Raw genomic sequence first — 26,533 nt, forward strand, 5'->3', positions numbered from 1 at the left:
AAGCCCCCAAAGTCGCCCGGAAACACCGCAGGTGACGGCCTACACCACACCATTTCTGATGAATTGCCCGCCCCGGGTGGAGATCTACAACTACATAGCGTCATACTTGCGGATGTGACGAGCGCTGTGGGGTCCTCGGGTACTGCCATCACGTCGCGTGTGCATTCGCTGAACCGTCCCAACATGGTCAGCGTCGGCACCATCGTGTGGCTGTCCAGTGAGTTGATGTTCTTTGCCGGGCTTTTCGCCATGTATTTCACGGCACGGGCACAGTCCGGTGGCGTTTGGCCGCCACCACCGACTGAGCTGAACCTGTGGCAGTCGGTACCGGTGACGCTGGTGCTGATCGCGTCGTCGTTCACCTGCCAGATGGGCGTGTTCGCCGCCGAGCGCGGCGACGTGTTCGGGCTGCGCAGGTGGTATCTGGTGACGTTCCTGATGGGCACGTTCTTCGTCTGCGGTCAGGCCTACGAGTACTACCACCTGATCTCGCACGGGACCACGATCCCGTCCAGCGCCTACGGCACCGTGTTCTACCTGACCACCGGGTTCCACGGCCTGCACGTCATCGGCGGGTTGATCGCATTCGTCTTCCTGATGGTGCGCACCACGATGAGCAAGTTCACCCCGGCCCAGGCCACCGCGTCGATCGTCGTGTCGTACTACTGGCACTTCGTCGACATCGTGTGGATCGCACTGTTCGCCACGATCTACTTCATCCGATGACCAACCGCCCGATGAACAGGAGTGTCCGGTTGAAGACACTGAGGAAGTGGGCCCGACCTCACCACAACGAAACCGTCGCCCGGCGTCGGCTCCGGCGTCGGTTGTCCGGCGGCCTGCTGTTGCTGGTCGCACTGGCGATGGCCGGCGGGCTGGCCGCGGTGGTTACCCCGACCCCGCAGGTGGCCGTCGCCGACGAATCCGCCTCGGCACTGCTGCGCACCGGCAAGCAACTGTTCGACACCTCATGCGTGAGCTGCCACGGCGCCAACCTGCAGGGTGAGCCCGGACGTGGACCGAGCCTGATCGGCGTCGGCGAAGCCGCCGTCTACTTCCAGGTCTCCACCGGGCGGATGCCCGCAGCCCGCGGTGAGGCCCAGGCACCCCGCAAATACCCGCTCTTCGACGACACCCAGATCGACGCCCTGGGCGCCTACGTGCAGGCCAACGGCGGCGGCCCCACCGTGGTCCGCGACGCCGACGGCAGCATCGCGCAGGCCTCGCTGCGCGGCGACGACCTGGGCCGCGGCGGCGACCTGTTCCGGCTCAACTGCGCGTCCTGCCACAACTTCACCGGGCGGGGTGGCGCACTGTCCTCGGGCAAGTACGCCCCGGACCTGGCACCGGCCAATGAGCAGCAGATCCTGACCGCGATGGTGTCCGGCCCGCAGAACATGCCGCGCTTCTCCGACCGGCAGATCTCCATGGAGGAGAAGAAGGACATCATCGCCTACGTCAGGGCCGTCACCGAGGAACATGATCCGGGCGGTTACGCGCTCGGCGGCTTCGGTCCGGCGCCGGAGGGCATGGTGATGTGGATTATCGGGATGGTCGCTGCCATCGGCGCGGCTTTGTGGATCGGGGCACGCTCATGACCGAGGTCAGCAAGGACACCGCCGCTCCCGACGCGGCCGAGCTGGCCGCGATGAACACCGACGAGCTGCTGGCACTCGGCGGCCGCATCGACGGCGTGGAGACGATCTTCAAGGAGCCGCGCTGGCCGGTCGAGGGCACCCGGGCCGAGAAACGGGCCGAGCGCAGTGTCGCCGGCTGGTTTCTGGCCGCCGGCGGCGCCGGCCTCGCCCTGCTGCTGATCTTCGTGTTCTGGCCCTGGGAGTACGCCCCGGCGGACTCCCCGGAGGGATTCGCCTACTCGCTGGCCACTCCGCTGTACGGGCTGACCTTCGGGCTCTCGGTGCTGCTGCTCGGCATCGGCGCGGTGATGTTCGTCAAGAAGTTCATCCCCGAAGAGATCACCATCCAGGAGCGCCACGACGGGAGCTCCGCCGAACTCGACCGTAAGACGGTCGGCGCACAGCTGACCGACGCCTTCGAGGGCTCGACGATCGGGCGGCGCAAGCTGCTGGGAGCGTCGCTGGGCGTCGGATTCGGCGCGTTCGGGCTGGGCACCCTGGTGGCCGGGGCCGGCGGCCTGATCAAGAACCCGTGGAAGCCGGTCGTCGACACCGCCGAAGGCAAGAAGGCCATGCTGTGGACCTCGGGTTGGACCCCGCGCTACCACGGCGAGACCATCTACCTGGCACGGTCGACCGGGCACAGCACCAATTCGCCGTTCATCAAGATGCGTCCCGAGGATCTCGACGCCGGCGGCATGGAGACCGTCTTCCCGTGGCGGGAGTCCGACGGCGACGGCACCACCGAGGAATCGCGTCACAAGCTCACCGAGATCATGATGGGTGTCCGTAACCCGGTGATGCTGATCCGCATCCGTCCCGACGACATGCCCAACGTGGTCAAACGTGCGGGCCAGGAGAGCTTCAACTTCGGCGACCTCTTCGCCTACACGAAGATCTGCTCGCACCTGGGTTGCCCGTCTTCGCTGTTCGAGCAGCAGACGTACCGCATCCTGTGCCCGTGCCACCAGTCGCAGTTCGATGCGCTGCATTTCGCCAAGCCCGTCTTCGGGCCGGCGGCGCGCGCACTGGCACAGCTGCCGATCACCATTGACACCAATGGGTACCTGGTCGCCAACGGCGACTTCGTCGAACCTGTCGGACCGGCCTTCTGGGAGCGCACCTCATGAGCCCTGCAATCGGCGATCTGCTCGCCCGCCAAGCAGACGACATCGACACCCGCTACCACCCGGCGGCGGCACTGCGACGGCAGTTCAACAAGGTCTTCCCGACGCACTGGTCGTTCCTGCTCGGCGAGATCGCGCTGTACAGCTTCATCATCCTGTTGCTGTCCGGCGTCTACCTGACACTGTTCTTCGACCCGTCGATGGCCGAGGTCATCTACGAAGGCGTCTACCAGCCGCTCAACGGGGTGCAGATGTCGCGGGCCTACGAGACCGCGCTGAACATCTCCTTCGAGGTCCGCGGCGGGCTGTTCGTCCGGCAGCTGCACCACTGGGCGGCGCTGATGTTCGCCGCGTCGATCATGGTGCACCTGGCGCGCATCTTCTTCACCGGCGCGTTCCGCCGCCCGCGCGAGGCGAACTGGGTGGTCGGGTCACTGTTGTTGATCCTGGCCATGTTCGAGGGCTACTTCGGCTATTCGCTGCCCGACGACCTGCTGTCCGGTATCGGCATCCGGGCCGCACTGTCGTCGATCACGCTGGGTATGCCGGTCATCGGCACCTGGTTGCACTGGGCGCTGTTCGGCGGCGACTTCCCGGGCACCATCTTGATCCCCCGGCTCTACGCCCTGCACATCCTGCTGCTGCCGGGGATCATCCTGGCCCTGATCGGCGTGCACATGGCGCTGGTGTGGTTCCAGAAGCACACCCAGTTCCCCGGGCCCGGCCGCACCGAGAGCAACGTCGTCGGCGTGCGGGTGCTGCCGGTCTTCGCGATCAAGTCCGGCGCGTTCTTCGCGATCATCACCGGCATCCTCGGCCTGATGGGCGGCCTGCTGCAGATCAACGCGATCTGGAACCTGGGCCCCTACCGGCCATCTCAGGTGTCGGCGGGCAGCCAGCCGGACTTCTACATGATGTGGACCGAGGGGATGGCGCGGCTCTGGCCGGCCTGGGAGTTCTACCCCTTCGGGCACACCGTGCCCGGCTCGGTCGGCGTCGCGCTGATCATGGGCGCGGTCTTCATCCTGCTGATCATCTACCCGTTCCTGGAGAAGAGGTTCACCGGGGACTACGCCCACCACAACCTGTTGCAGCGTCCGCGGGACGCTCCGGTCCGGACCGGGATCGGCGCGATGGCGATCAGCTTCTACATGGTGCTGACCCTGGCCGCGATGAACGACATCATCGCGTGGAAGTTCCACATCTCGCTGAATGCGACGACCTGGATCGGACGCATCGGGATGGTGATACTGCCGCCGATCATGTTCTTCGTCACCTACCGGTGGTGCGTCGGGCTGCAGCGCAGTGACCGTGACGTGCTCGAGCACGGCGTCGAGACCGGCATCATCAAGCGGTTGCCGCACGGCGCCTACATCGAGTTGCACCAGCCACTGGGACCGGTCGACGAGCACGGTCACCCGATTCCGCTGGAGTACGCCGGTGCGCCGCTGCCCAAGCGGATGAACAAGCTCGGCTCCGGCGGCGCCCCCGGCCGGGGCAGCTTCCTGACCGCGGACCCGGCCTCCGAGGACGCCGCGCTCAACGAGGCCGCCCACGCCAGCGAACGGCGCGCGTTGACCGCGCTGGCCGAGCGCCAGGACGGCGACGGCGACGGCAACGGCCAGCACTGACCCTCGGCGGTCGGGCGAGCTGCGAAGCCTGCTGCGCGGGCTTCCGGTCCTGACCGGTTCCGCGCCGGAGTTCGATCCGGCGCGGGCACCCGGGGATCCGGTGGAGCTGTTCATCCGGTGGCTGCTGCACGCCGTCGACGGCGGTGTCGCGGAGCCGCACGCCATGACGGTCTCCACGGTGTCCGCATCGGCGGAGCCGCGGCCGTCGGCGCGGGTGCTGATACTCAAGGACATCGACCGCGCCGGGTGGCATTTCGCGGCCAGCTCGGTGAGCCGCAAGGGCGCCGAACTGGCCCGCAATCCAGCTGTGGCGCTGACGTTCTACTGGCCCGCGCTGGGCCGGCAGGTCAGGGTCGAGGGAGTTGCCCGCGCCGACCCTCCGCAGCTGACGGCCGAGGACTTCCGGGCGCGCTCGGACGTGGCCCGCACGATGGCGCTGACCGGGCGGCAGAGCCAGCCCTACCGCGATCCCACCGAGATCAGCGAGGCGCTGTCGAAGGCCCGCCTGGAGCTGGACGCTCCCCCACCCTGGTCCCCGACGACTGGGTCTCGTATGCAGTGCGCGCCGACACCGTCGAGTTCTGGCAGTCAGACCCGGATCGCCGGCACCGCAGGCTGCGTTACGAACGCGACGGCGAGGGCTGGGCCACGACACTGCTGTGGCCGTGAGGCGCGTCAGCCGAACCGGGACGGCAGTTCGAGCACGTCGTCCAGCCGGCGCAGGTACAGCCACGGGATCACCGGCATGGCAACCGTGATCGCACCGGCCAGCCCGTAGCAGACCCAGGAGCCGGTGTCCTTGCCGACCGCCATCAGATAGGTCGCGGCCGCGACCATGGTCAGCGCGCCGCCGAGGGCGCTGCCGAGCACGGTGACGCCGTGCAGCAGCACCCGGTCCACCTGCGCCTGGTTGGGCAGCAACGCCGGTCGCGCGGCAGCCGACCGTCGGCCCGGGGCATCGAACCCGCGTTGCGGCAGCGGCGCCCCGGGCCGGGCGCGCGGCCCGGCCGCGGCCGGCGGTGCGAAGCCGGCGGATCGCTGCGCCGGGCCGGCCTGACGGGCTCGCAGCAGCACCGGGATCGCGGCCAGGATGACCAGGGCGGAGACGCCGATGACGATGTACAGCAGGCCGGTGGGTGAACTATCGGTCGGCTGGTCGAAACCCCGCCCGAGGTCGACCAGTGCGACCGTGGCCGCCACGCTCGTGCCCAGCAGTGCCAGCCAGATCGCCGCGCAGACACCGAGCAGCACCCGGTCGGTGACCTCCGGGGACTGCCCCGGATGGACGAATCGGTCCGCGATGTTCTTGCCGACCATCAGCAGGCCGTCGCCGGTGCGTCGTTGCTGTTGGAGGACAGCACCCTGCCGTCACTGCTGGTGATCGAGCAGTTGAGCTTGCTCAGCCGCAGCATGCTGGACGCCTCCACCGAACCGATCTCCGACTGGGAGATCGGCGTCAACGTCAACGACCACGGAATGTAGGCGTTGCGTTGGGTCCGGCGTTGCCCGGAGGCGTCGACGTAGGTGATCGTGATCTGGTCGAATGGCGCCTTGGTGCCGGTGACCGAGTAGGTCACCTGCATCGGCTTGGCCTGCGTGGTCGTGGTGGGCTCCGGTGTCGTAGTGGATGGTTCGGGGGCGGGAGTCTCAACCGGCGGCGGCGGCGGAGGCGGCGGCTCCTCACTCGGCGGCGGCGGGGGCGGCGGCTCCTCACTCGACGGCGGCGGGGGCGGCGGCACGGTGGTGGTCGGGGCGCTGGTTCGGGTGATCTCGTCCTGCACCGGCGGCTGCGACACGGTGGTGCTGGTCGTGGCGGGGGTGGCCAGGTCATGGGTCTCGCTGCGGGCGAACAGCAGCGCCACCGACACCACCAGGGAGATCGCGGCGACGATCACGGTGACCCCGACCACCCAGGGCCAGCGGGGCGTCTTGGCGTGCGGGTCCGGCTCGTCGGGCGTGCTGTAGTTGTCGTAGTCGTACAACCGTGGGTCGGCCGGCACATAGGGGCCGCTCAAGAACTGCTCGGACTCCGGCGCCGAATAGGCCTGGGAGTAGGCCGTGCTGTCGGGGGCCCCGCCGGCGGCGGCCGCGTCGTCGATCGCCGGGATGTCCCTGTCGCCGGCCGCACCCGAGACCGCTTCCGGAGCCGAGTCAGCGGCCGGTTGACCGTTGCCGGGGACGTCTTCTCCAGAACCCGACTCCGGGGGATTCGGCCCGCTCATTCCCGCCTATCCTGTTCCAACCTGTGCGCCCACGCGCGCCACCCACCGCAGCCGAATTCGACCACCGTTGGTCATTGTGCACCGGCAACCCTACCCAAACGGGTCGACACGGCGGCGCGTGCGGACCGGCTCAGTGTTTCTCGGGGCCGACGTAGTACTCGAAGACCAGCCCGGCCACGCTCGATATCACCAGCACCACGCCGGCGGCGATCAGCCACGGCAGCCACAACGCGATCCCGACGGCGGCCACCGATCCGGACAGCGCGATCAGGATCGGCCACCAACTGTGCGGGCTGAAGAACCCCAGCTCCCCGGCGCCGTCACTGATCTCGGCCGCCTCGTAGTCCTCGGGGCGGGTGTCGAGCCGACGCGCCACGAACCGGAAGAAGGTGGCCACGATCAGGGCCATCACCCCGGTCAGGATCAGCGCCGTGGTCCCGGCCCACTCCACACCGCCGGTGGCGAACAGGTTGGTCAAGACGGCGTAAACGATCCCGACCACCACGAAGAAGGTGGCCACGAACTCGAACAGCCTGGATTCGATGCGCATGACGTTGTCCCTACTTGTTGCTGGCTTGCGGGGCAAGCAGACCGCGACGGCTATCGAACGGGAACGTGGTGGTGGCCAGGGGCTCCTGGTTGATCGCCTCCAGCGCCTCGGCGTTGCTCTTCCCGGCGATGCGCTGGCCGAGGTAGGCCTTGAAGTCGTTGGGCGAGACCACCCGGACCTCGAAGTTCATCATCGCGTGGTAGGTACCGCACATCTCGGCGCAGTGACCGACGAACGCGCCTTCCTTCTGGATCTCGGAGACCTGGAAGGTGTTCACCTGGTTGTTGCGCTCGGGCCAGGCGATCACGTCACGCTTGAACAGGAACTCCGGGACCCAGAACGAGTGGATGACATCGGCGGAGTTCAGCACGAACTCGATGCGCTTGCCGCTGGGCACCACCAGCACCGGCACCTCATTGGTGGTGCCGAGCGTCTCGACCTTGTCGAAGTTGAGGTAACTGCGGTCCTCGGTGTTGACCCCGTGGATGGGTCCGACCAGCTCCTTGCCGTGCTCGTCGACGCCCTCCGGCTTGGAGATCATGGCGTCTTTGCGCTGCTGGTCCGCGCCGTCGTAGCTCAGCGTGCCGTCGCGGAAGTCGACCTTCTGGTAGCCGAACTTCCAGTTCCACTGGAAGGCGGTGACGTTGACGACCACCTCGGGGTCGGGCTCGTGGTGCAGCATCTTCTCCTGCACCACGACGGTGAAGTAGAAGATCACCGCGATGGCCAGGAACGGCAGGACGGTCAGCCCGAGTTCCAGCGGCATGTTGTAGCCGAACTGACGCGGCAGTTCGGTGTCGGTCGGCTTCTTCCGGTGGAAGTACGCCGACCAGAAGATCATCACCCAGACGATTCCGCCGATCACCACCGAGGCGATCACCATGCCGAGCCACAGCTTGTAGTTGGCCTCGGCCTCCGGCGTGATGCCCTTGGGCCAGCCGAAACCGACCACGTCGGTCCAGTCGAAGCTGCAGCCGCTGAGCGTCACCGCAAGTAGCCCGAGCACGCCGGCTCCCGCCAGCGGCCGAAGCAGACGGCTAAGCACAACGCCCTGCCCGCGACGTGTCACGTTGGTGCCTCCTCGAGTCACAGACCGGGCCGGCGTGAACCGGCGGAGCAGTCGAATACTACGCAGCGTAGACCACCGGAGTCACCCCGGTTCGGCTGACCTGCCGGTTGGCCGGTCCGGCCGGCTCGACCACCGGCCCTGTGCAGGCCTACGGGGTCTGAGGCCGATCCCGGTGCGGCATACTGAGACCCGATGTGTGGACTGCTGGCCTTCGTGCGTGCCCCGGCCGGCACCGCCAACCCCACCCCGGACGCCGCTGCGGGCCCGGCCGACCTCACCGACATCGTCACCACGGTCGAACGGGCGGCGCACCTGATGCGCCATCGGGGCCCCGACGAACTGGGCACCTGGACCGGCGACGGAGTCGCGCTGGGCTTCAACCGGTTGTCGATCATCGACATCGAGCATTCGCATCAGCCGCTGCGCTGGGGACCCGCCGACCAGGCGGACCGCTATGTACTGGTGTTCAACGGGGAGATCTACAACTACCTCGAGCTGCGCGAGGAGCTGGCCGCCACCCACGGCGCCGTCTTCCACACCGACGGTGACGGGGAGGCGATCGTCGCCGGCTACCACCACTGGGGCGCCGACGTGCTGCCCCGGCTGCGCGGCATGTTCGCCTTCGCGCTGTGGGACACCGTGCGCGGCGAGCTGTTCTGCGCTCGCGACCCGTTCGGGATCAAGCCGCTGTTCATGGCCAGCGGGCCGGGCGGCACCGCAGTGGGCAGTGAGAAGAAGTCGCTGCTCGACATGGCCGAGCTGGTGGGCTTCGACCTCGGCGACGCCGGGATCGACCCGCGGGCCCTGCAGCACTACACGGTGCTGCAGTACGTGCCCGAACCCGAAACACTGCACCGCGGGGTGCGGCGGCTGGAGTCGGGCTGCTGGGCGCGGATCAGCCCGGACCGGCCGGTCCCGGAGATCACCCGCTACTTCAAGCCCCGATTCGACGCCACCCCGATCACCCGCGACACCGAACAGGCCCGCTACGACGAGATCACCGCGGTGCTGGAGGACTCGGTCGCCAAGCACATGCGGGCCGACGTCACGGTGGGCGCGTTCCTGTCCGGCGGGATCGACTCCACGGCGATCGCCGCGTTGGCGATGCGCCACAACCCGAAGCTGATCACGTTCACCACCGGGTTCGAGCGGGAGGGCTTCTCCGAGATCGACGTCGCCGCAGCGTCCGCCGAGGCGATCGGCGCCCGGCATGTGGTCAAGGTCGTCAGCCCGGCCGAGTTCGTCGCCGCCTTGCCCGAGATCGTCTGGTACCTCGACGACCCGGTCGCCGACCCGGCCCTGGTCCCGCTGTACTTCATCGCCGCCGAGGCCCGCAAGCACGTCAAGGTGGTGCTGTCCGGGGAGGGCGCCGACGAGTTGTTCGGCGGCTACACGATCTACCGCGAGCCGCTGTCACTGCGGCCGTTCAACTACCTGCCGGCAGCGATGCGCCGGTCCATGGGCAAGGTGTCCAAGCCACTTCCGGACGGGATGCGGGGCAAGAGCCTGCTGCACCGCGGGTCGCTGACCCTCGAGGAGCGCTACTACGGCAACGCCCGCAGCTTCTCCGACGAGCAGCTGCGCGCGGTGTTGCCCGGCTTCTCCCCCGAGTGGACGCACACCGATGTGACCGCGCCGCTGTACGCCGAATCGGCCGGCTGGGATCCGGTGGCCCGGATGCAGCACGTCGATCTGTTCACCTGGCTGCGCGGCGACATCCTGGTCAAAGCGGACAAGATGACGATGGCCAACTCGCTGGAGCTGCGGGTGCCGTTCCTGGACCCGGAGGTGTTCGCGGTGGCGTCCCGGCTGCCGGTATCGGCCAAGATCACCCGCGCCACCACCAAGTACGCGCTGCGCCGCGCGCTGGAGCCGATCATCCCCGCTCACGTGCTGCACCGGCCCAAGCTCGGTTTCCCGGTGCCGCTGCGGCACTGGCTGCGCGCCGGCGAACTGCTGGAGTGGGCCTACGCCACGGTCGACGCCACCGGCGCGGGCCACCTGATCGACGCCGCCGCGGTGCGCACCATGCTCGACGAGCATCGGGCCGGCACCGCCGATCACAGCCGGCGACTGTGGACCGTGCTGATCTTCATGCTCTGGCACGCGATCTTCGTCGAGCACTCGGTGATCCCGCAGATCAGCGAGCCGACGTACCCGGTGCAGCTTTAGCGCGAGCCTGTAGTTAGCGCGAGAAAGTGCGAGAAGGCACCACGCCACCTACAGGCTCGACGCAATCACTTGAGTGCGGCGCCGATCTCGGCGGCGGGGGCGTCGCCGTAGGCATCGGCCAGCCGGGCCAGCGCGACGTCGCGGTCCCACGACCACTCCTGGGTTCCGGTGGATTCGAGCACCAGCACCGCCACCAGGGAACCGAGTTGCGCGGAGCGCTCCAGGCTCAGCCCGGCGCTGCGCCCGGTCAGGAAACCGGCCCGGAAGGCGTCGCCGACTCCGGTCGGGTCGGTCTGGGCCTTCTCGGGCACCACACCGACGTGGATCCGGGAACCGTCCGGGCTGACGATGTCCACCCCGTTGCCGCCCAGGGTGGTGACCCGCAGGCCGACCTGCTTCATGACGTCGGCCTCGGTCCAGCCGGTCTTGGACAGCAGCAGGTCCCACTCGTAGTCGTTGGTGAACAGGTAGGTGGCGCCGTCGATGAGCCGGCGGATCTCCTCGCCGGTCAGCCGGGCCAGCTGCTGGGACGGGTCGGCGGCGAACGTCAGGCCGAGCTTGCGGCACTCCTCGGTGTGGCTGAACATCGCCTCGGGGTCGTTGGCTCCGATGATCACCAGTTCGGGGGTGCCGACACTCGCCACCACCTGGGCCAGTGAGATGTTGCGGGCCTCGGACATCGCCCCCGGATAGAACGAGGCGATCTGGGCCATGTCGACGTCGGTGGTGCAGGTGAAGCGGGCGGTGTGCGCCGTCGTGGAGACCAGCACGTTGTCGCAGTTGACACCGTGGGAGGCCAGCCAGTCACGATAGTCGCCGAAGTCGTCGCCGGCCGCGCCGACCAGCGCGGCGTCACCGCCGAGCACGCCGATCGCGTAGGCGATGTTGCCCGCCACGCCGCCGCGGTGCACCACCAGGTCGTCGACCAGGAAGCTCAGCGAGACCTTCTGCAGGTGATCGGCCAGCAACTGTTCGGAGAACCGACCCGGAAAACGCATCAAATGGTCGGTCGCGATCGAACCGGTCACCGCAATCGTCACTGACTATCCCCCTTGTGTTGCCAACGTGGACCTGAATGTGGGTTCCCACGGTAGCGGTCGGTCGAACCCCGGGCATCGGCGGGCAGCACGAAAGCCGGGCAGCGCAAAGCGGCCGGGCCGGGTGCGGGCAAACCGCACAAGGGCCGCCGGTCGCTGCTAGCCGGTCAGTTGAACGAGTCGCCGCACGAGCAGGAGCCGCCGGCGTTGGGGTTCTCGATGGTGAAGCCCTGCTTGTCGATCTGGTCGGCGTAGCCGATCTCCGCGCCCTGCAGGTAGGGCGCGCTCATCCGGTCGACGGCCAGTTTCACACCGTTGAACTCCGCGATCACGTCACCGTCGAGGGTGCGGTCGTCGAAGAACAGGTTGTAGCGCAGGCCGGCGCAGCCGCCGGGTTGGACCGAGATGCGCAGCGTCAGGTCGTCACGTCCCTCTTGGGCCAGCAGCGACTTCACCTTGGCTGCGGCGTCATCGGTCAAGACCACGCCATGAGACTCGGTGGTCGACTGATCCTGAACAGTCATTGCGTCTCCCTATTGCGGTTGATCACGGGTCGGGCTCCTGGTTCCAGCCTCAGCTCCGAGGCGTCGAAGTCCACCGTCACAACGATACCCTGCGCCGACGTGTTCCCTACCGCGCCGCCGGGCCCTGGGAATCGGCCCGCCGGATGCCGATCTGGGCCGCAAGCACGGTGGTCAGACCGATCAGCTGGTTGGCGGCGTCGACCAGCGCCAGACCCACCGAGCCGGCATGGTCGGCGATCGCGCGGGCGGCCACCACGCCGGTCGACCGCAGCGCCGGCTCGTCCAGGCTGATCTGGCCGGCCAGCACCAGCACCGGCAGCTGCCGGGTCCGGGCTGCGGCGCACAGCGAACCGATCACCTTGCCGTGCAGTGACTGCTGGTCGAACCGGCCCTCGCCGGTGACCAGCACGTCGGCGTCGGCGAGCGCGGCCGCCAGGTCGGTGTGGCGCGCCACGATGGCGGCGCCCGACTCGGCCACGCCGCCCAGGGCGAGCAGGGCCGCGCCGATGCCGCCGGCGGCGCCGGCCCCCGAGGCGGCACTGACCTGCCGTCCGGCGGTGGCGTCGAGTTCGGCCGCCCAGGCGGTCAGGCGGGTTTCGAGTACCGCGACCGTGGCAGCGTCGGCGCCCTTCTGCGGACCGAACACCCGGGCCGCGCCCCACGGGCCCAGCAGCGGGTATTCGACGTCGCAGGCCGCGATCAGCTCGACATCGGCGAGCCGCTTCCTGGCGGCGGTCAAGCCGCCCAGTTCGTCGACCATGCCCTTTCCGCCGTCGGTGCAGGCGCTCCCTCCGAGTCCCACCACGATCCGCCGTGCCCCGGCCGTGAGTGCGGCCTCGATGAGCTGGCCCACCCCGGTGCTGTGGGCCGCCAGCGCGGTCCGCGGCGACGGAGAACCGTCCAGCGCCGCCAGGCCGCAGGCCTGGGCACATTCCAGGTAGGCCGTCTCGGCCGCCGCATCCCAGAACCACTCCGCCTCGACCGGGGTGTCCAGCGGGCCGCTGACCCGGCAGCGCTGCACGGTGCCCGGATCGGCGTCGCCCAGCCGGGCTGCCAGCACGGCCACGAATCCCGGGCCGCCGTCGGACTGCGGGGCGATCGCCAGCCGGTCGTGGGGGCGGCTGCGATGCCACCCGGTCGAGATCGCGGCGGCGGCCTGCACCGCGGTCAGGCTCTCGCCGTAGCAGTCCGGTGCGATCAGCACCCGCAGCCCGGCCGCCCCGGACGAGGAGGCGCCGGCACCGCGGGGGTCAGCCATACCGGCAGGGTATAGAGCCACATCGCCGGCCGGGAAGACCGGGCAAGTAATCTGGCGGGCGTGAAGCTGCCGGGACGCAGGAAAGACGAAGCGGGGTCCGCCGGCTCCGCTGACTCCACCGGCGGTGCCGTCGACCTCGACAGCACCGAATCCGAGGCCGTTGCTCGGTCCGGCCTCACCGCGCCCAAGGGCCGGCCCACCCCCAAGCGGAATGCGGCCGCCCGACGTCGCGGACCAGTGGCGCCGGCTCCGATGACCTCCGCGGAGGCCCGGGCCAGGCGCAAGAGCCTGGCCGGACCGAAGCTCAGCAAGGAAGAGCGCCGCGTCGCGAAGGCCGAACGACGCGAGCGGATGGCGCAGCGCCGGGAGCGGATGCTCTCCGGTGACGAGTCGGCCCTGCTCGAGCGCGACCGCGGCCCGGTGCGCCGGTACGTCCGAAACATCGTCGACGCCCGCTACAACCTGCTCGGGCTGTTCATGCCGGTCGCGTTGGGATTGATGTTCCTCATGATCGCGGTCCCGCAGGTGCAGTACTACATCTCGCCGGCGATGTTGCTGCTGATGATTCTGATGGGCGTCGACGGCGTAGTGCTGGCGCGCAAGGTCGGCAGACTGGTCGACACCAAGTACCCCGACAACACCGAAGCCCGCTGGAAACTGGGCATCTACGCCGCCAGCAGGGCATCCACGGTGCGCCGGATGCGGGCACCGCGCCCGCAGGTGCGGCGCGGCGAACGCCTCGACTGAGTTCGGCTCGGGGGCCGTCAGCCGTGGATCCGCAGGAATTCCCGCCGATCAGCCCGCCCGATGCGTCGGTGGCGGCCGCCGCGCGCGCACGGCAGGACTCGCTGACCAAACCGCCCGGCTCACTGGGCCGCATCGAGGAGCTTTCGGTATGGGCGGCCGCCTGTCAAGGCCGTTGCCCGCCACGGCCGTTCGGCCGAGTCCGGGTGGTGGTGTTCGCCGGTGATCACGGCGTGACGCGGCAAGGGGTGTCGGCGTACCCGGCGGAGGTGACCGCGCAGATGGCCGCCAACATCGACCGCGGCGGGGCCGCCATCAACGCGCTGGCCGCCGCCGCCGGCGCGGGCGTGCGGGTGGTCGACATGGCCGTCGACAGCGAGACCTCCGAGTCGCTCAGCGCCCACAAAGTGCGCCGCGGCAGCGGTGACATCGCCACCGAGGATGCGCTGACCGCTGCCCAGACCGTGGCCGCCGTGGCCGCCGGTCGGCAGATCGCCGACGACGAGGTCGACACCGGGGCCGATCTGCTCATCCCCGGCGACATGGGGATCGGGAACACCACGGTCGCAACGACTTTGATCGCCGCATTGACCGGCGCCGAGCCGGTCGCGGCGGTCGGTCACGGTACCGGTATCGATGACGCCGGCTGGGCACGCAAGACCGCCGTGGTGCGCGACGCGCTGTTCCGGTCGCGCGGGGTGTCGGATCCGTGGGAACTGTTGCGCCGCTGCGGCGGAGCCGACCTGGCCGCGCTGGCGGGGTTCTGCGCCCAGGCCGCCGTTCGGCGCACACCGGTGCTGCTCGACGGGCTGGCGTCGACGGCCGCCGCCCTGGTCGCCGAGCGGCTGGCGCCCGGCGCCCGGGCGTGGTGGCAGGCCGGCCACCGCTCGCCGGAGCCCGCCCACGCGCTGGCCTGCGCGGCGCTGGGACTGGAGCCGATCCTCGATCTGCGGATGCGGCTGGGCGAGGGCACCGGCGCTGCCGTGGCGTTGCCGGTGCTGCACGCCGCCGTGGCGGCGTTGGCGTCGATGTCCACCTTCGCCGAAGCCGGCGTCACCGACCGTCCGTCGTCATGATCCGTTCGTTGGCAGGCGCTTTCGCGTTCGGCACGGTGCTGCCGGTAGGCGGCGGTGGCAACCGGGGGTTCGGCCGCGGCATGATCACCGCATTGCCGGTCGTCGGAGCCGTCCTGGGAGCCCTGGCGGCGGGGGTGGTCTGGGCCGGCGGGATCGCGTTCGGCCCGGGCAACGCCTTGGCCGGACTGCTGGCGGTGGCCGCGCTGCTGGCCGCGACCCGTGGACTGCACATCGACGGGGTGGCCGACACCGCCGACGGCCTGGGCTGCTACCGGCCCGCGGATCAGGCTCTTCAGGTGATGCGGGACGGGTCGACCGGGCCGTTCGGGGTGGCGGCCGTGGTGCTGGTGATCGTGTTGCAGGGGCTGACGTTTTCGGCGCTGAGTGCGGGCGCGATCGTGGTCGCGGTGGCCGCGGGCCGAGTCGCGGCGGTGCTGGCGTGCCGCCGCCCGGTCCCGGCGGCGCACGGCAGCACGCTGGGCGCGGGGGTGGCCGCCAGCCAGCCGGGGCCGGTGGTGGCCGGCTGGGTCGTGGTACTTCTGGTGGGCTCGCTGGCCGCGGGTCCGCGGCTGTGGCAGGGTCCGGTCGCGGTGCTGGTGGCGCTGGCCTGCGCCGCGGTGCTGGTGGCGCACTGTGTGCACCGGTTCGGCGGCATCACCGGTGATGTGCTGGGCGCGGCGATCGAGGTGACCACCACCATCACGGCGCTGGGGCTGGCGATCCGCTGAGCGGCGCTGCCCGCCTGTCACGACAACGGCTGCTTGGCCGTGTTCCGGCCAGGACCGAAGGGTCGAACTTTCTCCGGACTTAGAGACATTTCTCCCCCCGGCGTCCGGGCTCCGAGGCAGGTCTGGGAAACTGGAACTGTTGTTAACATCTTGGCCTTCTCGTCATCCGGGAGGAACGCCGATGGCTCGCCATCACCGCTACAGCAAGCGGAGCAGAGAATCGCGCAAGGCGATGACCGGCGGGACCGGCGACCCGCAGGACTATCCCGACGTCGAGGACGCCCTGGCCGAGGACTGGCAGGCCGGACAGGACGAATCGGACCCCCCGCCCGACTCGGCGGGTTGAGTCCGGTGAGATCAGTCCAGCCGAGCCATCCAGCCGTGGGTGTCGGCGAAGGTACCGCGCTGGATGCCGGTCAGCGTGTCCCGCAGCGCCATGGTGACCTCACCGGGTTCGCCGTCGGCGATGGTGAACTCCCCGTCCGCGGACTTCACCCTCGACACCGGGGTGATGACGGCGGCGGTGCCACAGGCGAAGACCTCGGTGATCTCGCCGGCGGCGGCCTTCTTCTGCCATTCATCGACGTCGATCTTGCGTTCTTCGACCGCGAATCCGGCGTCAGTCGCCAACTGCAACAACGAATCCCGGGTGATTCCGGGCAGCAGTGAGCCGGACAGCTCCGGCGTGACCAGACGCGCCGAGCCGCCGGTGCCGAACACGAAGAACAGGTTCATCCCGCCCATCTCCTCGACATAGCGCCGCTCGGCCGCATCCAGCCACACCACTTGATCGCAGCCGTTGTCGGCCGCCTGCGCCTGGGCGACCAGCGACGCGGCGTAATTGCCGCCGAACTTGGCCGCGCCGGTGCCGCCCGGGCAGGCCCGCACGTACTCGGTCGAGAGCCAGACGCTCACCGGCTTGATGCCGCCCTTGAAGTAGGCGCCAGCCGGTGATGCCATCACCAGGCAGCGGTACTCGTTGGCCGGCCGCACGCCCAGCCCCGGCTCGGTGGCGAAGATGAACGGCCGCAGGTACAGCGACTCCTCTCCCCCGGCCGCGGGCACCCAGGCGGCGTCGACGGCGATCAACTGCCGCAGCGACTCGATGAACAGTTCGTCGGGAAGTTCCGGGATCGCCAACCGGCGGGCCGACGCGCGCATCCGGGCCGCGTTGGCCTCCGGCCGGAACGACACGATCGACCCGTCGGTCCAGCGGTAGGCCTTCAGCCCCTCGAAGACCTCCTGCGCGTAGTGCAGGACGACCGCCGACGGGTCCAGTTCGATCGGCCCGTAGGGCATCACCCGCGCGTTGTGCCAACCCGCCTCGCGGGTGTAATCGATCGACACCATGTGATCGGTGTGGTACTTGCCGAAACCCGGCTCAGCCAACATGGATTCGCGTACCTCGTCAGGAGTCGGGTTCGCCGTGACCGACACCTGGAACTCGAGGAGGCCGCTTTTCATGCAGCGATTGTATAACCGGTGCGCTAGCGGGTTTTTGCCGTCACGAACGGCGGCCGCACCAGCTCGCATTCGACGGCCCGGCCTCGCACGTCGACGGTGAGCACCGCCCCGTCGTCGAGACCGGCGTCCACATCGATCAGCGCCAGCGCGATGCCGGCCTTCAGCGTCGGCGAGAAGGTGCCCGACGTGGTCACCCCGACCTGCCGGTCGCCGTCGAGCACCGCCAACTCGGCCCGCAACACGCCACGCCCGGTGGCCCGCAGCCCGCGCAACAGCCGCGCCGGACCTGCCGCCTTCTCGGCCTGTAGCGCCTCGCGGCCGAAGAACTGCTCCTTCTTCCAGCCGATCGCCCAGCCGCAGCGCGCCTGCAGCGGCGAGATGTCGGGCGACAGTTCGTGCCCGTGCAGCGGGTAGCCCATCTCGGTGCGCAGCGTGTCGCGGGCGCCCAGACCGGCCAGTTCGCCCCCGGCCTGCGAAACGGCCGCCAGCAGCGCGTCGAACACCACCCCCGCCGACTCCCACTCCGGCAGCAGCTCGTAGCCGTGCTCACCGGTGTAACCGCTGCGGCACACCCGTACCGGCACCCGGGCGCCGGCGGCGTCCACGGTGGCATCTTCAAAGCCCATGTAGTCCATCTCGGTCGGCAGGCCGAGTCCGGCCAGCACCTCGGTCGACCGCGGCCCCTGCACCGCCAGCACCGCCCGCGAACGGTGCTCGTCGCTGACCGTCACCCCGGCCGGCGCGGCATCGGCCAAGGCGGCCACCACCGCCCCGGTGTTGGCGGCGTTGGGCACCAGGAAGATCTCGTCGTCGGCGATGTAGTAGGCGATCAGGTCGTCGATGACGCCACCCGATTCGTTGCAGCACAACGTGTACTGCGCCTTGCCGGGCCCGATCCTGGTCAGGTCGTTGGTGAGTGTCGCATTGACGAACGCCGCCGCACCCGGGCCGGCCACGGTCGCCTTGCCCAGGTGGCTGACATCGAACAGGCCCACAGCGGTGCGGGTGGCGTGGTGTTCGGCGACGGTGCCGGCATACGACACCGGCATCAGCCAGCCACCGAACTCCGCGAAGCTGGCGCCCAGCTCGCGGTGACGATCTTCCAGGGGCCCGTGTTGCAGTTCGCTCACGACGAGCCACCCTAATCGGCAAACTTGTATAGGTGGTCGATTGGGACGCGCTGGAAGCCGCGGGAATCGTCGACGCGCGGGGCCGCGCCGACCTGCTTGAGTACCTCGACGGGCTCGGTTTCAGCACCGAGCAGATGGCCGAGGCCGAACGGCAGGGCCGGCTGTTCGGCCTGGCCGGTGACGTGGTGGGGCGCTCGGGTCCGGCCGACTACACGCTGCGGACCGCGGCCGAGGCCCTGCGGGTACCGGTCCGCGACCTCGAACGCGCCTGGACGATGCTCGGGCTCAGCGTCGACAGCCCCGACACGCCCGCATTGAGCCAGGCCGACGTCGACGGCCTGGCCACCTGGGTCGAGATGCGGTCCTATCTCGGTGAGGCGGTCGACGGCTTCCTGCGGGTGCTGGGCGCGACGATGGCCCGGCTGGCCGAGGCCGAGTCGTCGATGATCCGGATCAGCGAGCCCGACATGTGGCTGGGCCACACCCACAGCGAACTGCGCACCGCCCGCGCCTGGCGGTCGATCGCCGAATACATCCCGCGGATCGGCGCGATGATCGACGCCGTCCACCGGCAGCACCAGGTCAGCGCCCGGACCTTCCTCGAAGGCCTGGCCGGAGGGCCCACGTCGAGCATGGTGTGCGGGGTGGGCTTCGCCGACCTGACCGGTTTCACCGCCCTGACCCAGGTGCTCACCTCCGAGGAGCTGGCGACGCTGCTCACCGACTTCGGCGGCAGCGTCGCCGACGTGGTGCACGCCGACGGCGGGCGGGTGGTCAAGTTCATCGGCGATGCCGTGATGTGGGTGAGCGCGAGCGGGGAGCTGCTGGCGAAAGCCGCGATCGACCTGGTCGACCATCCCAAGGCCCGCAAGGTGGGCCTGCAGGTGCGGGCCGGGCTGGGTTACGGCGAGCTGCTGGCCATCAACGGCGACTATTTCGGCACCCCGGTGAACCTGGCCGCGCGGCTGGTGGATGCCGCCGAACCCGGGCAGGTGCTGGCTTGCGCCGGCGTCGTCAAGGAATTGCCGGGCTGGCCCGTGACGGAAAACGGGCCCTTGAAACTCAAGGGATTCGACCAGCTCGTCCCGGCCTACGAGCTGGAGCTGCGCGCCGATCGTTAGCGTGAATGCTTGTGAGCACCCGACCCGACCAGCCGAGCCCAAACCTGCTGGTATCCGATCTCGGCGAATAGGACACCAGCTGGCAGCAGGTGGACCACGGCCCGCTGTCCTGTTAGTACTCACACGCCGTGTCACACTTGCCACACCAGTCACGCGCCTAACTGGACGACGTTGCGGTTAGACCCCGGGGGATCTCGCTCAATTACCAGGGAAATCCCTGATGTCGGAGCCGTCGGTACCCGCTTAGCGTCCAATGATGGCCCGCACCAGCGCACCGGTCAGGCCCCCGCAACGTCGAGACGTGCAGGGCCTGCGGATGATCGCGGTCCTGGCGGTGTTCGCCAACCATCTGGTCGGCTGGCCGCGCGGCGGAAGCTTTGGCGTCGACGTCTTCTTCGTGATCTCCGGGCTCCTGATCACCGGCAGCCTGCTGCGCTCGGCCCAGGAATCCGGCAAGGTCGCGTTCGGCGCCTTCTACTGGAACCGAGTGCGGCGAATCGTCCCCGCGGCCACCGTGGTGTTGATTCTCACCTACTTGACGTCGTTGGCGCTGTTCTTGCCGATACGCGCCGCGCAGATCGGCCGCGACGCGCGGGCCGCGGTCCTGTTCATGGCCAACTGGCACTTCGCCAACCGCCATGCCGACTATTTTGCCGTCGGGGAGCCGGTTTCACCGCTCCAGCACTACTGGTCGCTGTCGGTCGAGGAACAGTTCTACTTCGTGTGGCCGGCGGTGATCTTCGTGGTCGGATTGGCGGTTGCCCACCGGGCGTGGACGCCTCAACGACGAACGTTGTTGGCGGGCACGGTGATGGGTGTGGTCGTGACGGCATCGTGGTGGTGGGCTGTCCACCGAGCCGCCGGCCACCCCGTCGAGGTGTATTTCGATACGTTCGCCCGTGCCTGGGAGCTCGGCGCCGGAGCCCTGCTGGCGATCGCGACCCGGCCCCTGACGCGCGTTCCCACTGCTGTGAAACCGGTCCTGTCGTGGGCGGGACTGGTGCTGATCGCGGCAAGCGTCCTCGCCGAGCCCCCGGTCCGATTCTGCCCACCGTGGGCATTGCTGCCCGTCACCGGCGCGGCCTTGGTGATCGCCGCCGGTGTCGGGGGCGAGCCCGGTCACCAAGCCTTCCTTCGCAATCCCGTCTCCATCTATATCGGCGATATCTCCTATTCGCTGTATCTGGTGCACTGGCCGGTCATCGTGCTGCTCAGCGCGGTGGCCGCTGACAACGCCTACTTCGTGGTTGCGGCGGCCGGGTTGACATTCGGCCTGGCGATCGGGTCGTATCACTTCGTCGAGAACCCCCTGCGCCGCGTCACTTGGGGCCGCCCCAGCGCGCTGAACCGACCACGGCCGTACCCTCGCTTCGCCGCCCTGGGCGCCGTGAGCCTGTTGGTAGTGGCGTTGTGCGCGTTGGTGATTCGCCCCGATACCGATCGCCAGGCAGTCCTGCCGACGGTCGCCGTCAGGTCGTTCGACGACATGCCCACCCCGGGGCCGCTGGCGGCCGCACTGAGGAACGAGATCGCCACCGCGCTACAGGCCACCGAATGGCCCCAGCTGGATCCGACGATGGACGCGGTCGTCCACGGCCTGCCCGCCGCCCGCGAGGTGTGGAGATGCGGCTTCATCCCCCAGCCGAGCGACCAAACCTGCACGTTCGGTGATGCGGCCGCGCCTACCAAAGTGGTGCTGGTCGGAGACTCGATCGCGATGACGTACGCCGGCCCGTTGCGGCAGCTTGCACTCGACTCCCGCGGGCGGACGCAGGTACGGATCGAGGCTGCGTACGGCTGCCACTTCATCGACCTGGCGGTCACCGGCCTGCCGCCAGTCGTGGCGGACCAATGCCCGGACTACACCCAGCACAGGCTGCAGGTGATCGACACCATCAAGCCGGATGTGGTGATCGTGTCGAATTACTACATTTTCGGGACCAGCCGCGATCCGGCGCAGCCCACCTGGTCGGCCTCGATGCGCCCGCTCGTCAACAAGATCAAGGACAGCACGGTGGTGTTTATCCCCGGGCCGCCCGACGACAAGGACATCAAGGAGTGCTACAGCACCCGGTCATCCGTCCCCCAGGATTGTGTCAGCCAGGTGCTGGACCGCTGGCGCGACACCGCGGCGGCCGAACGGGATCTCGCCGAGGAGATAGGCGCTGTGTGGGTGGATCCGCGGCCGTGGTTCTGCTCCCCGGATCAGCGCTGCCCCAGCTTCGTGGGAACTATCCCGGTGAAGTTCGACCCCTTTCACATGACTCCGCACTACGGCCAGAAGATCACCCCGGTGATCGGTGAAGCACTCATGGCCACCGGGGTGATGTGACTCCAAGAACTCAAGGGGAATCCGGGTCGCCCAGGCGCCGGCTTGCGCCGGCGTCGTCAAGGAATTGCCGGGCCGGCCCGTGGCGGAACAAGGGCCCTTGAAACTCAAAGGGTTCGACGAGCTCGTCCCGGCATACGAGCTGGAGCTGCCGACCGATCGATAGGGTGAGTGCTTGTGAGCACCCAACCCGGATACCCCGCCCCCGCCGTCACCGTCACCGACTCGCTGCCCACCGCCGAGGAGGCCGTGCTGATCGTGCCGGTCGTTTCGGCCGGCGACGAGTCCGATGAGTCCGGCGGTTCAGCGAGGCTCGACGAAGGAGAGGCGAAGCTGGGACCGCCGCCTCAACAGGGCGCCGTGGTCGCCGCGACCGAGCCGGCCCTGCCGGCCGACGCGGTGACCGAGATCGAGGCCGGACTGCGGGCGCTGAACGCCAAGGGCAGCAGCGAGCAGGTGCACCGACTGGCGGTGGCGTCACTGCCGGTGGCCAGCGTGCTGACCGTCGGACTGGGTAAGGCCCGCGACAGCTGGCCCGCCGATGTCATCCGGCGCGCCGCGGGCACCGCAGCACGCTCGCTCAACGGCACGGCGGTCGCCGTCGACACGCTGGCCGGGCTGCCCGGCGACCCGGGCGAGGACGTGGTGGCGGCCAGTGTCGAAGGCCTGTTGCTGGGCAGCTACCGCTTCACCGCGTTCCGCACCGACAAGACCGCCCCGAAGGATCCGGGCCTGCAGGCCGTCACCGTGCTCAGCGCCGCACCCGAGGCGGCGGCGCGCGCCGCCCACGGGGCCGATGTCGCCGCCGCGGTGGCCACCGCGCGCGACTTCGTCAACACCCCGCCGAGCCACCTGTTCCCGGCCGAGTTCGCCGACCGGGCCAGGGCGCTGGGCGAAGCCGCCGGCCTGCAGGTCGAGGTGCTCGACGAGCAGGCGCTGGCCGACGCCGGCTATGGCGGGGTGATCGGTGTCGGCCAGGGCTCGTCGCGGCCGCCGCGGCTGGTGCGGCTGACCTACCGGCCGACCGCCGACCGCGAGGTCAAGAAGGTGGCGTTGGTCGGCAAGGGCATCACCTTCGACACCGGTGGCATCTCGATCAAACCGGCCGCCTCGATGCACCACATGACCTCCGACATGGGCGGGGCCGCGGCGGTGATCGCCACCGTGGTGCTGGCCGCGCGCCGCGAACTCCCGGTCGAGGTGACCGCGACCGTCCCGATGGCCGAGAACATGCCGTCGGCGACCGCGCAGCGGCCCGGCGACGTGCTCACCCAGTACGGCGGCACCACCGTCGAGGTGCTCAACACCGACGCCGAGGGCCGGTTGGTGCTGGCCGATGCGATCGTGCGGGCCTGCGAGGACAACCCGGACTATCTCATCGAGACCTCGACCCTGACCGGCGCGCAGACGGTGGCGCTGGGCGCGCGTATCCCCGGGGTGATGGGCTCGGACGAGTTCCGGGACCGGGTGGCCTCGATCTCGCAGGCCGTCGGGGAGAACGGTTGGCCGATGCCGCTGCCCGACGAGCTCAAGGACGACCTGAAGTCGACGGTGGCCGATCTGGCCAACGTCAGCGCGCAGCGTTTCGCCGGCATGCTGGTCGCCGGGGTGTTCCTGCGTGAGTTCGTGGCCGAGGGCGTGGCCTGGGCGCACATCGACGTGGCCGGGCCGGCCTACAACAGCGCCGGCCCGTGGGGCTACACCGGCAAGGGCGGCACCGGGGTGCCGACCCGCACCATGTTCGCGGTCCTGGAAGACATCGCCGAGAACGGATAGCCGGTCACCACGCGATCATGCCGGCTGCTTTTCCGCGATGGGATCGGGGACTTCCACGCCGCTCTGAAAGGACAGCGCGGCGCTCTGCAGCAGCACCACAACGCTCAGCAGAGCCACCCACATCCAACCCTCGCCGGGAGTGATGTGCGAGTGCGGATCAATGGTCGGCAACGCCACCACGGATCGAATCCGCGCATACACGACGAGAGCAATGGTGATATACGGCAGTGCCGTTTGGCTGGTGCGCACTATGCGGCCACGTGGCGATGGTGAACGGCGCCGTTTGGCCCCGGCGAACCAGAGAGCACAGGAGACGGCCATCACCGTCAGCCCGAGCGGAGCGGCAAGCCGGTTCGCGTGATCCCACAGCGGTTGGAGGGGCTGCCGGTCCTCCGGCGAACCGAGCGAGATGGCCAAATCCATCAGCTTGATCTCGGCGAACGAGAAGACAACGGGAGGAACGAGCACCACGACGATGAATCGCGCATGTTTGGCCAGTGCCGCCGAGGAACTCGAGGCGAACTGGACCAGACCGTAAACCAAGATGGAGATCGACGCCGCGAACATGACATCGCCCAGCAATTCTTCGGACGCCGCTCGTCCACCGGTCAATGCGCAGCCGCGCTCGCCGGCCAGGATGCCGTACTGGAAACTGGCGAACAGCAGACCCAGAAATGCCGCGACCAGTGCAATACCGGTCAATTTCTCATATTCGGCGCCGCGCGCGTCGAGCGAATACTCACCGGCATGTTTCCGATGCGAGCGGTCGAGCACGACCGTGATGGCAGCAAATGTGAAGCCCGCGAGAATACCGGCTATCGCCTGGTAGTTACTGGCCACACCCGATATGTCGAAACCGGACCACAGTTCGCAGCTGTCATCACCATTTCCGGTGCCCATCACCGGGATGTTAGTTCACCGATGCGGCCATTGGCCCCTGGGTGTGTAAGGGAGCCGGGGCAATGACAGGATGGTTTCGGCAGTCCGCGGCAGTCCGCCGCCCATCAGCGAAAGTCCGCCCGGACACGCCGCTCGATGCACCCGCTGTGGTAAGCCGGAGGGCGAGCCAAGGCGGCCCACCGACCGATCGAGGAGTCAACTGCGATGGCGTTCTCAGTTCAGATGCCGGCACTCGGTGAGAGCGTCACCGAGGGAACCGTGACCCGCTGGCTCAAAAAAGAGGGCGACACCGTCGAAGCCGATGAGCCGCTGCTGGAGGTCTCCACCGACAAGGTCGACACCGAGATCCCCGCGCCGGTGTCCGGCGTGCTGACCAAGATCATCGCCGAGGAGGACACCACGGTCGAGGTCGGCGGCGAGCTGGCGTTGATCGGCGAGGCCGGCGAGAGCGCTGGAGGCGACAGCGAGCCCGCCCAGCAGGCTCCCGCCGCCGAGCCCGCCGAACAGGAACCCGAGCCGGCCGACTCCGAGCCCGAGAGCAAGCCCGCAGAGTCCGAGCCCGCAGAGTCCGAGCCCGCAGAGTCCGAGTCCAAGCCCGCCGCGGCCGCGCCGGCCGGCGAGGGCACCCCGGTGCTGATGCCCGAATTGGGCGAGTCGGTCACCGAAGGCACCGTGACGCGCTGGCTGAAGCAGGTCGGCGACTCGGTGGAGGTCGACGAACCGCTGGTGGAGGTCTCCACCGACAAGGTCGACACCGAGATCCCGTCTCCGGTGGCCGGCACGCTGCTGTCGATCACCGCCGGCGAGGACGCCACCGTCGAGGTCGGCGGCGAGCTGGCCAAGATCGGTTCGGCTTCCGCCGCGGCGGCAGAGCCGGCACCGGAGCCCACGCCGGAGCCCGAGCCGGAACCGGAGCGCAAGCCGGAACCGGAGCGCAAGCCGGAACCGGAGCCCGAGCCGGAACCGGAGCCCGCCCGGCAGGCCCGGCCCAAGCCCACGTCGGCTCCCGCGGCCGAGCCCGCGTCCGCCGCCCCGAAAGCCGCCCCCGATGCGCCGGCAACGGGCGCCGGCGGCGCCGACGCCACGCCGTACGTCACCCCACTGGTGCGCAAGCTCGCCGCCGAGAACGACGTCGACCTCAGCCAGGTCAGCGGCACCGGGGTCGGCGGGCGGATCCGCAAGCAGGATGTGCTGGCCTTCGCCGAGCGGCAGGCCGAACAGCGCCGGGCACCGGCCGCCCAGGCCCCGGCCGCACCGGCCGCCCGATCGGCGGCCCCCGCACCGGCCGCGGCCCCGGCGCCGGCGCTGGCCCACCTGCGCGGCACCACCGCCAAGGCCAATCGGATCCGCCAGATCACCGCCAAGAAGACTCGCGAATCCCTGCAGGCCACCGCCCAGCTGACTCAGACCCACGAGGTCGACATGACCAAGATCGTGTCGTTGCGGGCCAGGGCCAAGGCGGATTTCGCCGACCGCGAGGGCGTCAATCTGACCTACCTGCCGTTCATCGCCCGCGCGGTGATCGACGCGCTGAAGGCCCACCCGAACGTCAATGCCAGCTATAACGAGGAAGCCGGCGAGATCACCTACTACGACGCCGAGCACCTCGGCTTCGCGGTGGACACCGAGCAGGGGCTGCTGTCGCCGGTGATCCACAACGCCGGGGACCTCTCGCTGGCGGGACTGGCCCGGGCCATCGCCGACATCGCCGCCCGGGCACGCTCCGGCGGTCTGAAGCCCGACGAGCTGTCCGGCGGCACCTTCACGATCACCAACATCGGCAGCCAGGGTGCGCTGTTCGACACCCCGATCCTGGTGCCGCCCCAGGCCGCCATGCTCGGCACCGGCGCCATCGTCAAGCGGCCCCGGGTCATCGTCGACGACGGCGGCAACGAATCGATCGGTGTGCGGTCGGTGTGCTACCTGCCGCTGACGTATGACCACCGGCTGATCGACGGCGCCGACGCCGGACGGTTCGTCACCACGATCCGCAACCGGCTCGAAGAGGGTGAGTTCGAGGCCGAACTGGGGCTTTAGC

23 protein-coding genes and 1 pseudogene are annotated in these 26,533 nt (G+C 69.3%); 14 read left to right on the forward strand and 10 right to left on the reverse strand.

Features of this window, described 5'->3' with window-relative positions; all coding sequences use genetic code 11:
• The first annotated feature begins 114 nt into the window (after positions 1-114).
• The 5 genes and pseudogenes from ctaE (at position 115) to AWC24_RS23405 (ending at position 5,064) form a co-directional block, all read left to right on the forward strand.
• The gene (gene ctaE / locus AWC24_RS05085) at positions 115-726 is read left to right on the forward strand and encodes an aa3-type cytochrome oxidase subunit III (protein WP_085082677.1); all 612 of its coding nucleotides are present in this window, start codon (positions 115-117) and stop codon (positions 724-726) included.
• Positions 723-1,598 carry a cytochrome bc1 complex diheme cytochrome c subunit gene (gene qcrC / locus AWC24_RS05090; protein WP_234807261.1) on the forward strand — a complete coding sequence of 292 codons (876 nt, stop codon included), beginning with the start codon at positions 723-725 and terminating at the stop codon, positions 1,596-1,598. Before ctaE ends, qcrC begins: the two co-directional genes overlap by 4 nt.
• The gene (gene qcrA, locus AWC24_RS05095) at positions 1,595-2,767 is read left to right on the forward strand and encodes a cytochrome bc1 complex Rieske iron-sulfur subunit (protein WP_085082679.1); all 1,173 of its coding nucleotides are present in this window, start codon (positions 1,595-1,597) and stop codon (positions 2,765-2,767) included. The genes qcrC and qcrA overlap by 4 nt, the downstream gene beginning before the upstream one ends.
• Positions 2,764-4,395, forward strand: a complete 1,632-nt coding sequence (gene qcrB / locus AWC24_RS05100) for a cytochrome bc1 complex cytochrome b subunit (protein ID WP_085082681.1) — start codon at positions 2,764-2,766, stop codon at positions 4,393-4,395. Before qcrA ends, qcrB begins: the two co-directional genes overlap by 4 nt.
• A 19-nt stretch (positions 4,396-4,414) precedes the next feature.
• Positions 4,415-5,064, forward strand: a pseudogene (locus AWC24_RS23405) (pyridoxine/pyridoxamine 5'-phosphate oxidase).
• A gap of 6 nt (positions 5,065-5,070) precedes the next feature.
• On the opposite strand, the gene AWC24_RS05110 reads toward AWC24_RS23405, so the two are convergent.
• The 4 genes from AWC24_RS05110 to ctaC all read right to left on the reverse strand — a co-directional run bounded on the left by AWC24_RS05110 (position 5,071) and on the right by ctaC (position 8,257).
• Complete coding sequence (locus AWC24_RS05110) at positions 5,071-5,712, reverse strand: DUF2561 family protein (protein ID WP_085082683.1); 642 nt, start codon at positions 5,710-5,712, stop codon at positions 5,071-5,073.
• Positions 5,712-6,617 carry an MmpS family transport accessory protein gene (locus tag AWC24_RS05115; protein WP_085082685.1) on the reverse strand — a complete coding sequence of 302 codons (906 nt, stop codon included), beginning with the start codon at positions 6,615-6,617 and terminating at the stop codon, positions 5,712-5,714. Before AWC24_RS05115 ends, AWC24_RS05110 begins: the two co-directional genes overlap by 1 nt.
• Positions 6,618-6,747: 130 nt before the next feature.
• Positions 6,748-7,167 carry a cytochrome c oxidase subunit 4 gene (gene ctaF, locus AWC24_RS05120; RefSeq protein ID WP_085082687.1) on the reverse strand — a complete coding sequence of 140 codons (420 nt, stop codon included), beginning with the start codon at positions 7,165-7,167 and terminating at the stop codon, positions 6,748-6,750.
• Positions 7,168-7,177: 10 nt separating this feature from the next.
• Entirely contained in the window at positions 7,178-8,257 is a 1,080-nt protein-coding gene (ctaC, locus tag AWC24_RS05125; protein WP_207568304.1) for an aa3-type cytochrome oxidase subunit II, read from the reverse strand.
• Positions 8,258-8,428: 171 nt separating this feature from the next.
• On the opposite strand from ctaC, the gene asnB reads away from it, so the two are divergent.
• The gene (gene asnB, locus AWC24_RS05130; RefSeq protein WP_085082691.1) at positions 8,429-10,408 is read left to right on the forward strand and encodes an asparagine synthase (glutamine-hydrolyzing); all 1,980 of its coding nucleotides are present in this window, start codon (positions 8,429-8,431) and stop codon (positions 10,406-10,408) included.
• Positions 10,409-10,473: 65 nt separating this feature from the next.
• On the opposite strand, the gene AWC24_RS05135 is transcribed toward asnB, so the two are convergent.
• From AWC24_RS05135 to AWC24_RS05145, 3 genes are all read right to left on the reverse strand, one after another.
• Positions 10,474-11,448 (reverse strand): carbohydrate kinase family protein, encoded by a 975-nt coding sequence (locus AWC24_RS05135; RefSeq protein ID WP_085082693.1) that lies wholly within the window; start codon positions 11,446-11,448, stop codon positions 10,474-10,476.
• Between the two features lie 164 nt (positions 11,449-11,612).
• Positions 11,613-11,969 carry a HesB/IscA family protein gene (locus AWC24_RS05140; RefSeq protein ID WP_085082695.1) on the reverse strand — a complete coding sequence of 119 codons (357 nt, stop codon included), beginning with the start codon at positions 11,967-11,969 and terminating at the stop codon, positions 11,613-11,615.
• Between the two features lie 106 nt (positions 11,970-12,075).
• Positions 12,076-13,227, reverse strand: a complete 1,152-nt coding sequence (locus tag AWC24_RS05145; RefSeq protein WP_109560330.1) for a glycerate kinase family protein — start codon at positions 13,225-13,227, stop codon at positions 12,076-12,078.
• A gap of 60 nt (positions 13,228-13,287) precedes the next feature.
• Between AWC24_RS05145 and AWC24_RS05150 the strand changes: the two genes are divergently transcribed.
• The 4 genes from AWC24_RS05150 to AWC24_RS22380 all read left to right on the forward strand — a co-directional run bounded on the left by AWC24_RS05150 (position 13,288) and on the right by AWC24_RS22380 (position 16,121).
• Positions 13,288-13,974, forward strand: a complete 687-nt coding sequence (locus tag AWC24_RS05150) for a DUF3043 domain-containing protein (RefSeq protein WP_085082697.1) — start codon at positions 13,288-13,290, stop codon at positions 13,972-13,974.
• Between the two features lie 23 nt (positions 13,975-13,997).
• Entirely contained in the window at positions 13,998-15,047 is a 1,050-nt protein-coding gene (gene cobT, locus AWC24_RS05155) for a nicotinate-nucleotide--dimethylbenzimidazole phosphoribosyltransferase (RefSeq protein ID WP_085082699.1), read from the forward strand.
• On the forward strand, positions 15,044-15,775 hold the full coding sequence (locus tag AWC24_RS05160; RefSeq protein WP_085082701.1) for an adenosylcobinamide-GDP ribazoletransferase: 732 nt from the start codon (positions 15,044-15,046) through the stop codon (positions 15,773-15,775). The genes cobT and AWC24_RS05160 overlap by 4 nt, the downstream gene beginning before the upstream one ends.
• Before the next feature lie 181 nt (positions 15,776-15,956).
• Positions 15,957-16,121, forward strand: coding sequence for a hypothetical protein (locus AWC24_RS22380; protein ID WP_163705293.1), 165 nt, complete (start codon positions 15,957-15,959; stop codon positions 16,119-16,121).
• Between the two features lie 11 nt (positions 16,122-16,132).
• Here the strand turns inward: AWC24_RS22380 and AWC24_RS05165 are convergent, their stop codons facing one another.
• Together AWC24_RS05165 and gcvT are read right to left on the reverse strand one after the other, a co-directional pair.
• On the reverse strand, positions 16,133-17,239 hold the full coding sequence (locus tag AWC24_RS05165; RefSeq protein ID WP_085082703.1) for a branched-chain amino acid aminotransferase: 1,107 nt from the start codon (positions 17,237-17,239) through the stop codon (positions 16,133-16,135).
• 23 nt (positions 17,240-17,262) lie between these two features.
• On the reverse strand, positions 17,263-18,369 hold the full coding sequence (gene gcvT / locus AWC24_RS05170) for a glycine cleavage system aminomethyltransferase GcvT (RefSeq protein ID WP_085082705.1): 1,107 nt from the start codon (positions 18,367-18,369) through the stop codon (positions 17,263-17,265).
• 32 nt (positions 18,370-18,401) lie between these two features.
• Between gcvT and AWC24_RS05175 the strand changes: the two genes are divergently transcribed.
• From AWC24_RS05175 to AWC24_RS05185, 3 genes are all read left to right on the forward strand, one after another.
• A complete protein-coding gene (locus tag AWC24_RS05175) occupies positions 18,402-19,490 on the forward strand; it encodes an adenylate/guanylate cyclase domain-containing protein (RefSeq protein ID WP_085082707.1) in 1,089 nt (362 codons plus the stop codon).
• A gap of 256 nt (positions 19,491-19,746) precedes the next feature.
• On the forward strand, positions 19,747-21,822 hold the full coding sequence (locus AWC24_RS05180) for an acyltransferase family protein (RefSeq protein ID WP_163705345.1): 2,076 nt from the start codon (positions 19,747-19,749) through the stop codon (positions 21,820-21,822).
• Between the two features lie 174 nt (positions 21,823-21,996).
• A complete protein-coding gene (locus AWC24_RS05185; RefSeq protein ID WP_085082711.1) occupies positions 21,997-23,595 on the forward strand; it encodes a leucyl aminopeptidase in 1,599 nt (532 codons plus the stop codon).
• A gap of 15 nt (positions 23,596-23,610) precedes the next feature.
• On the opposite strand, the gene AWC24_RS05190 is transcribed toward AWC24_RS05185, so the two are convergent.
• Positions 23,611-24,495: a hypothetical protein gene (locus AWC24_RS05190; RefSeq protein WP_234807263.1), complete on the reverse strand. Its 885-nt coding sequence runs from the start codon at positions 24,493-24,495 to the stop codon at positions 23,611-23,613.
• Positions 24,496-24,699: 204 nt separating this feature from the next.
• Between AWC24_RS05190 and sucB the strand changes: the two genes are divergently transcribed.
• Positions 24,700-26,532 carry a 2-oxoglutarate dehydrogenase, E2 component, dihydrolipoamide succinyltransferase gene (gene sucB / locus AWC24_RS05195; protein ID WP_085082715.1) on the forward strand — a complete coding sequence of 611 codons (1,833 nt, stop codon included), beginning with the start codon at positions 24,700-24,702 and terminating at the stop codon, positions 26,530-26,532.
• The last annotated feature ends 1 nt before the right edge of the window (position 26,533 follow it).

It is taken from the genome of Mycolicibacter senuensis (assembly GCF_002101885.1).
Classification (GTDB): Bacteria; Actinomycetota; Actinomycetes; order Mycobacteriales; family Mycobacteriaceae; genus Mycobacterium; species Mycobacterium senuense.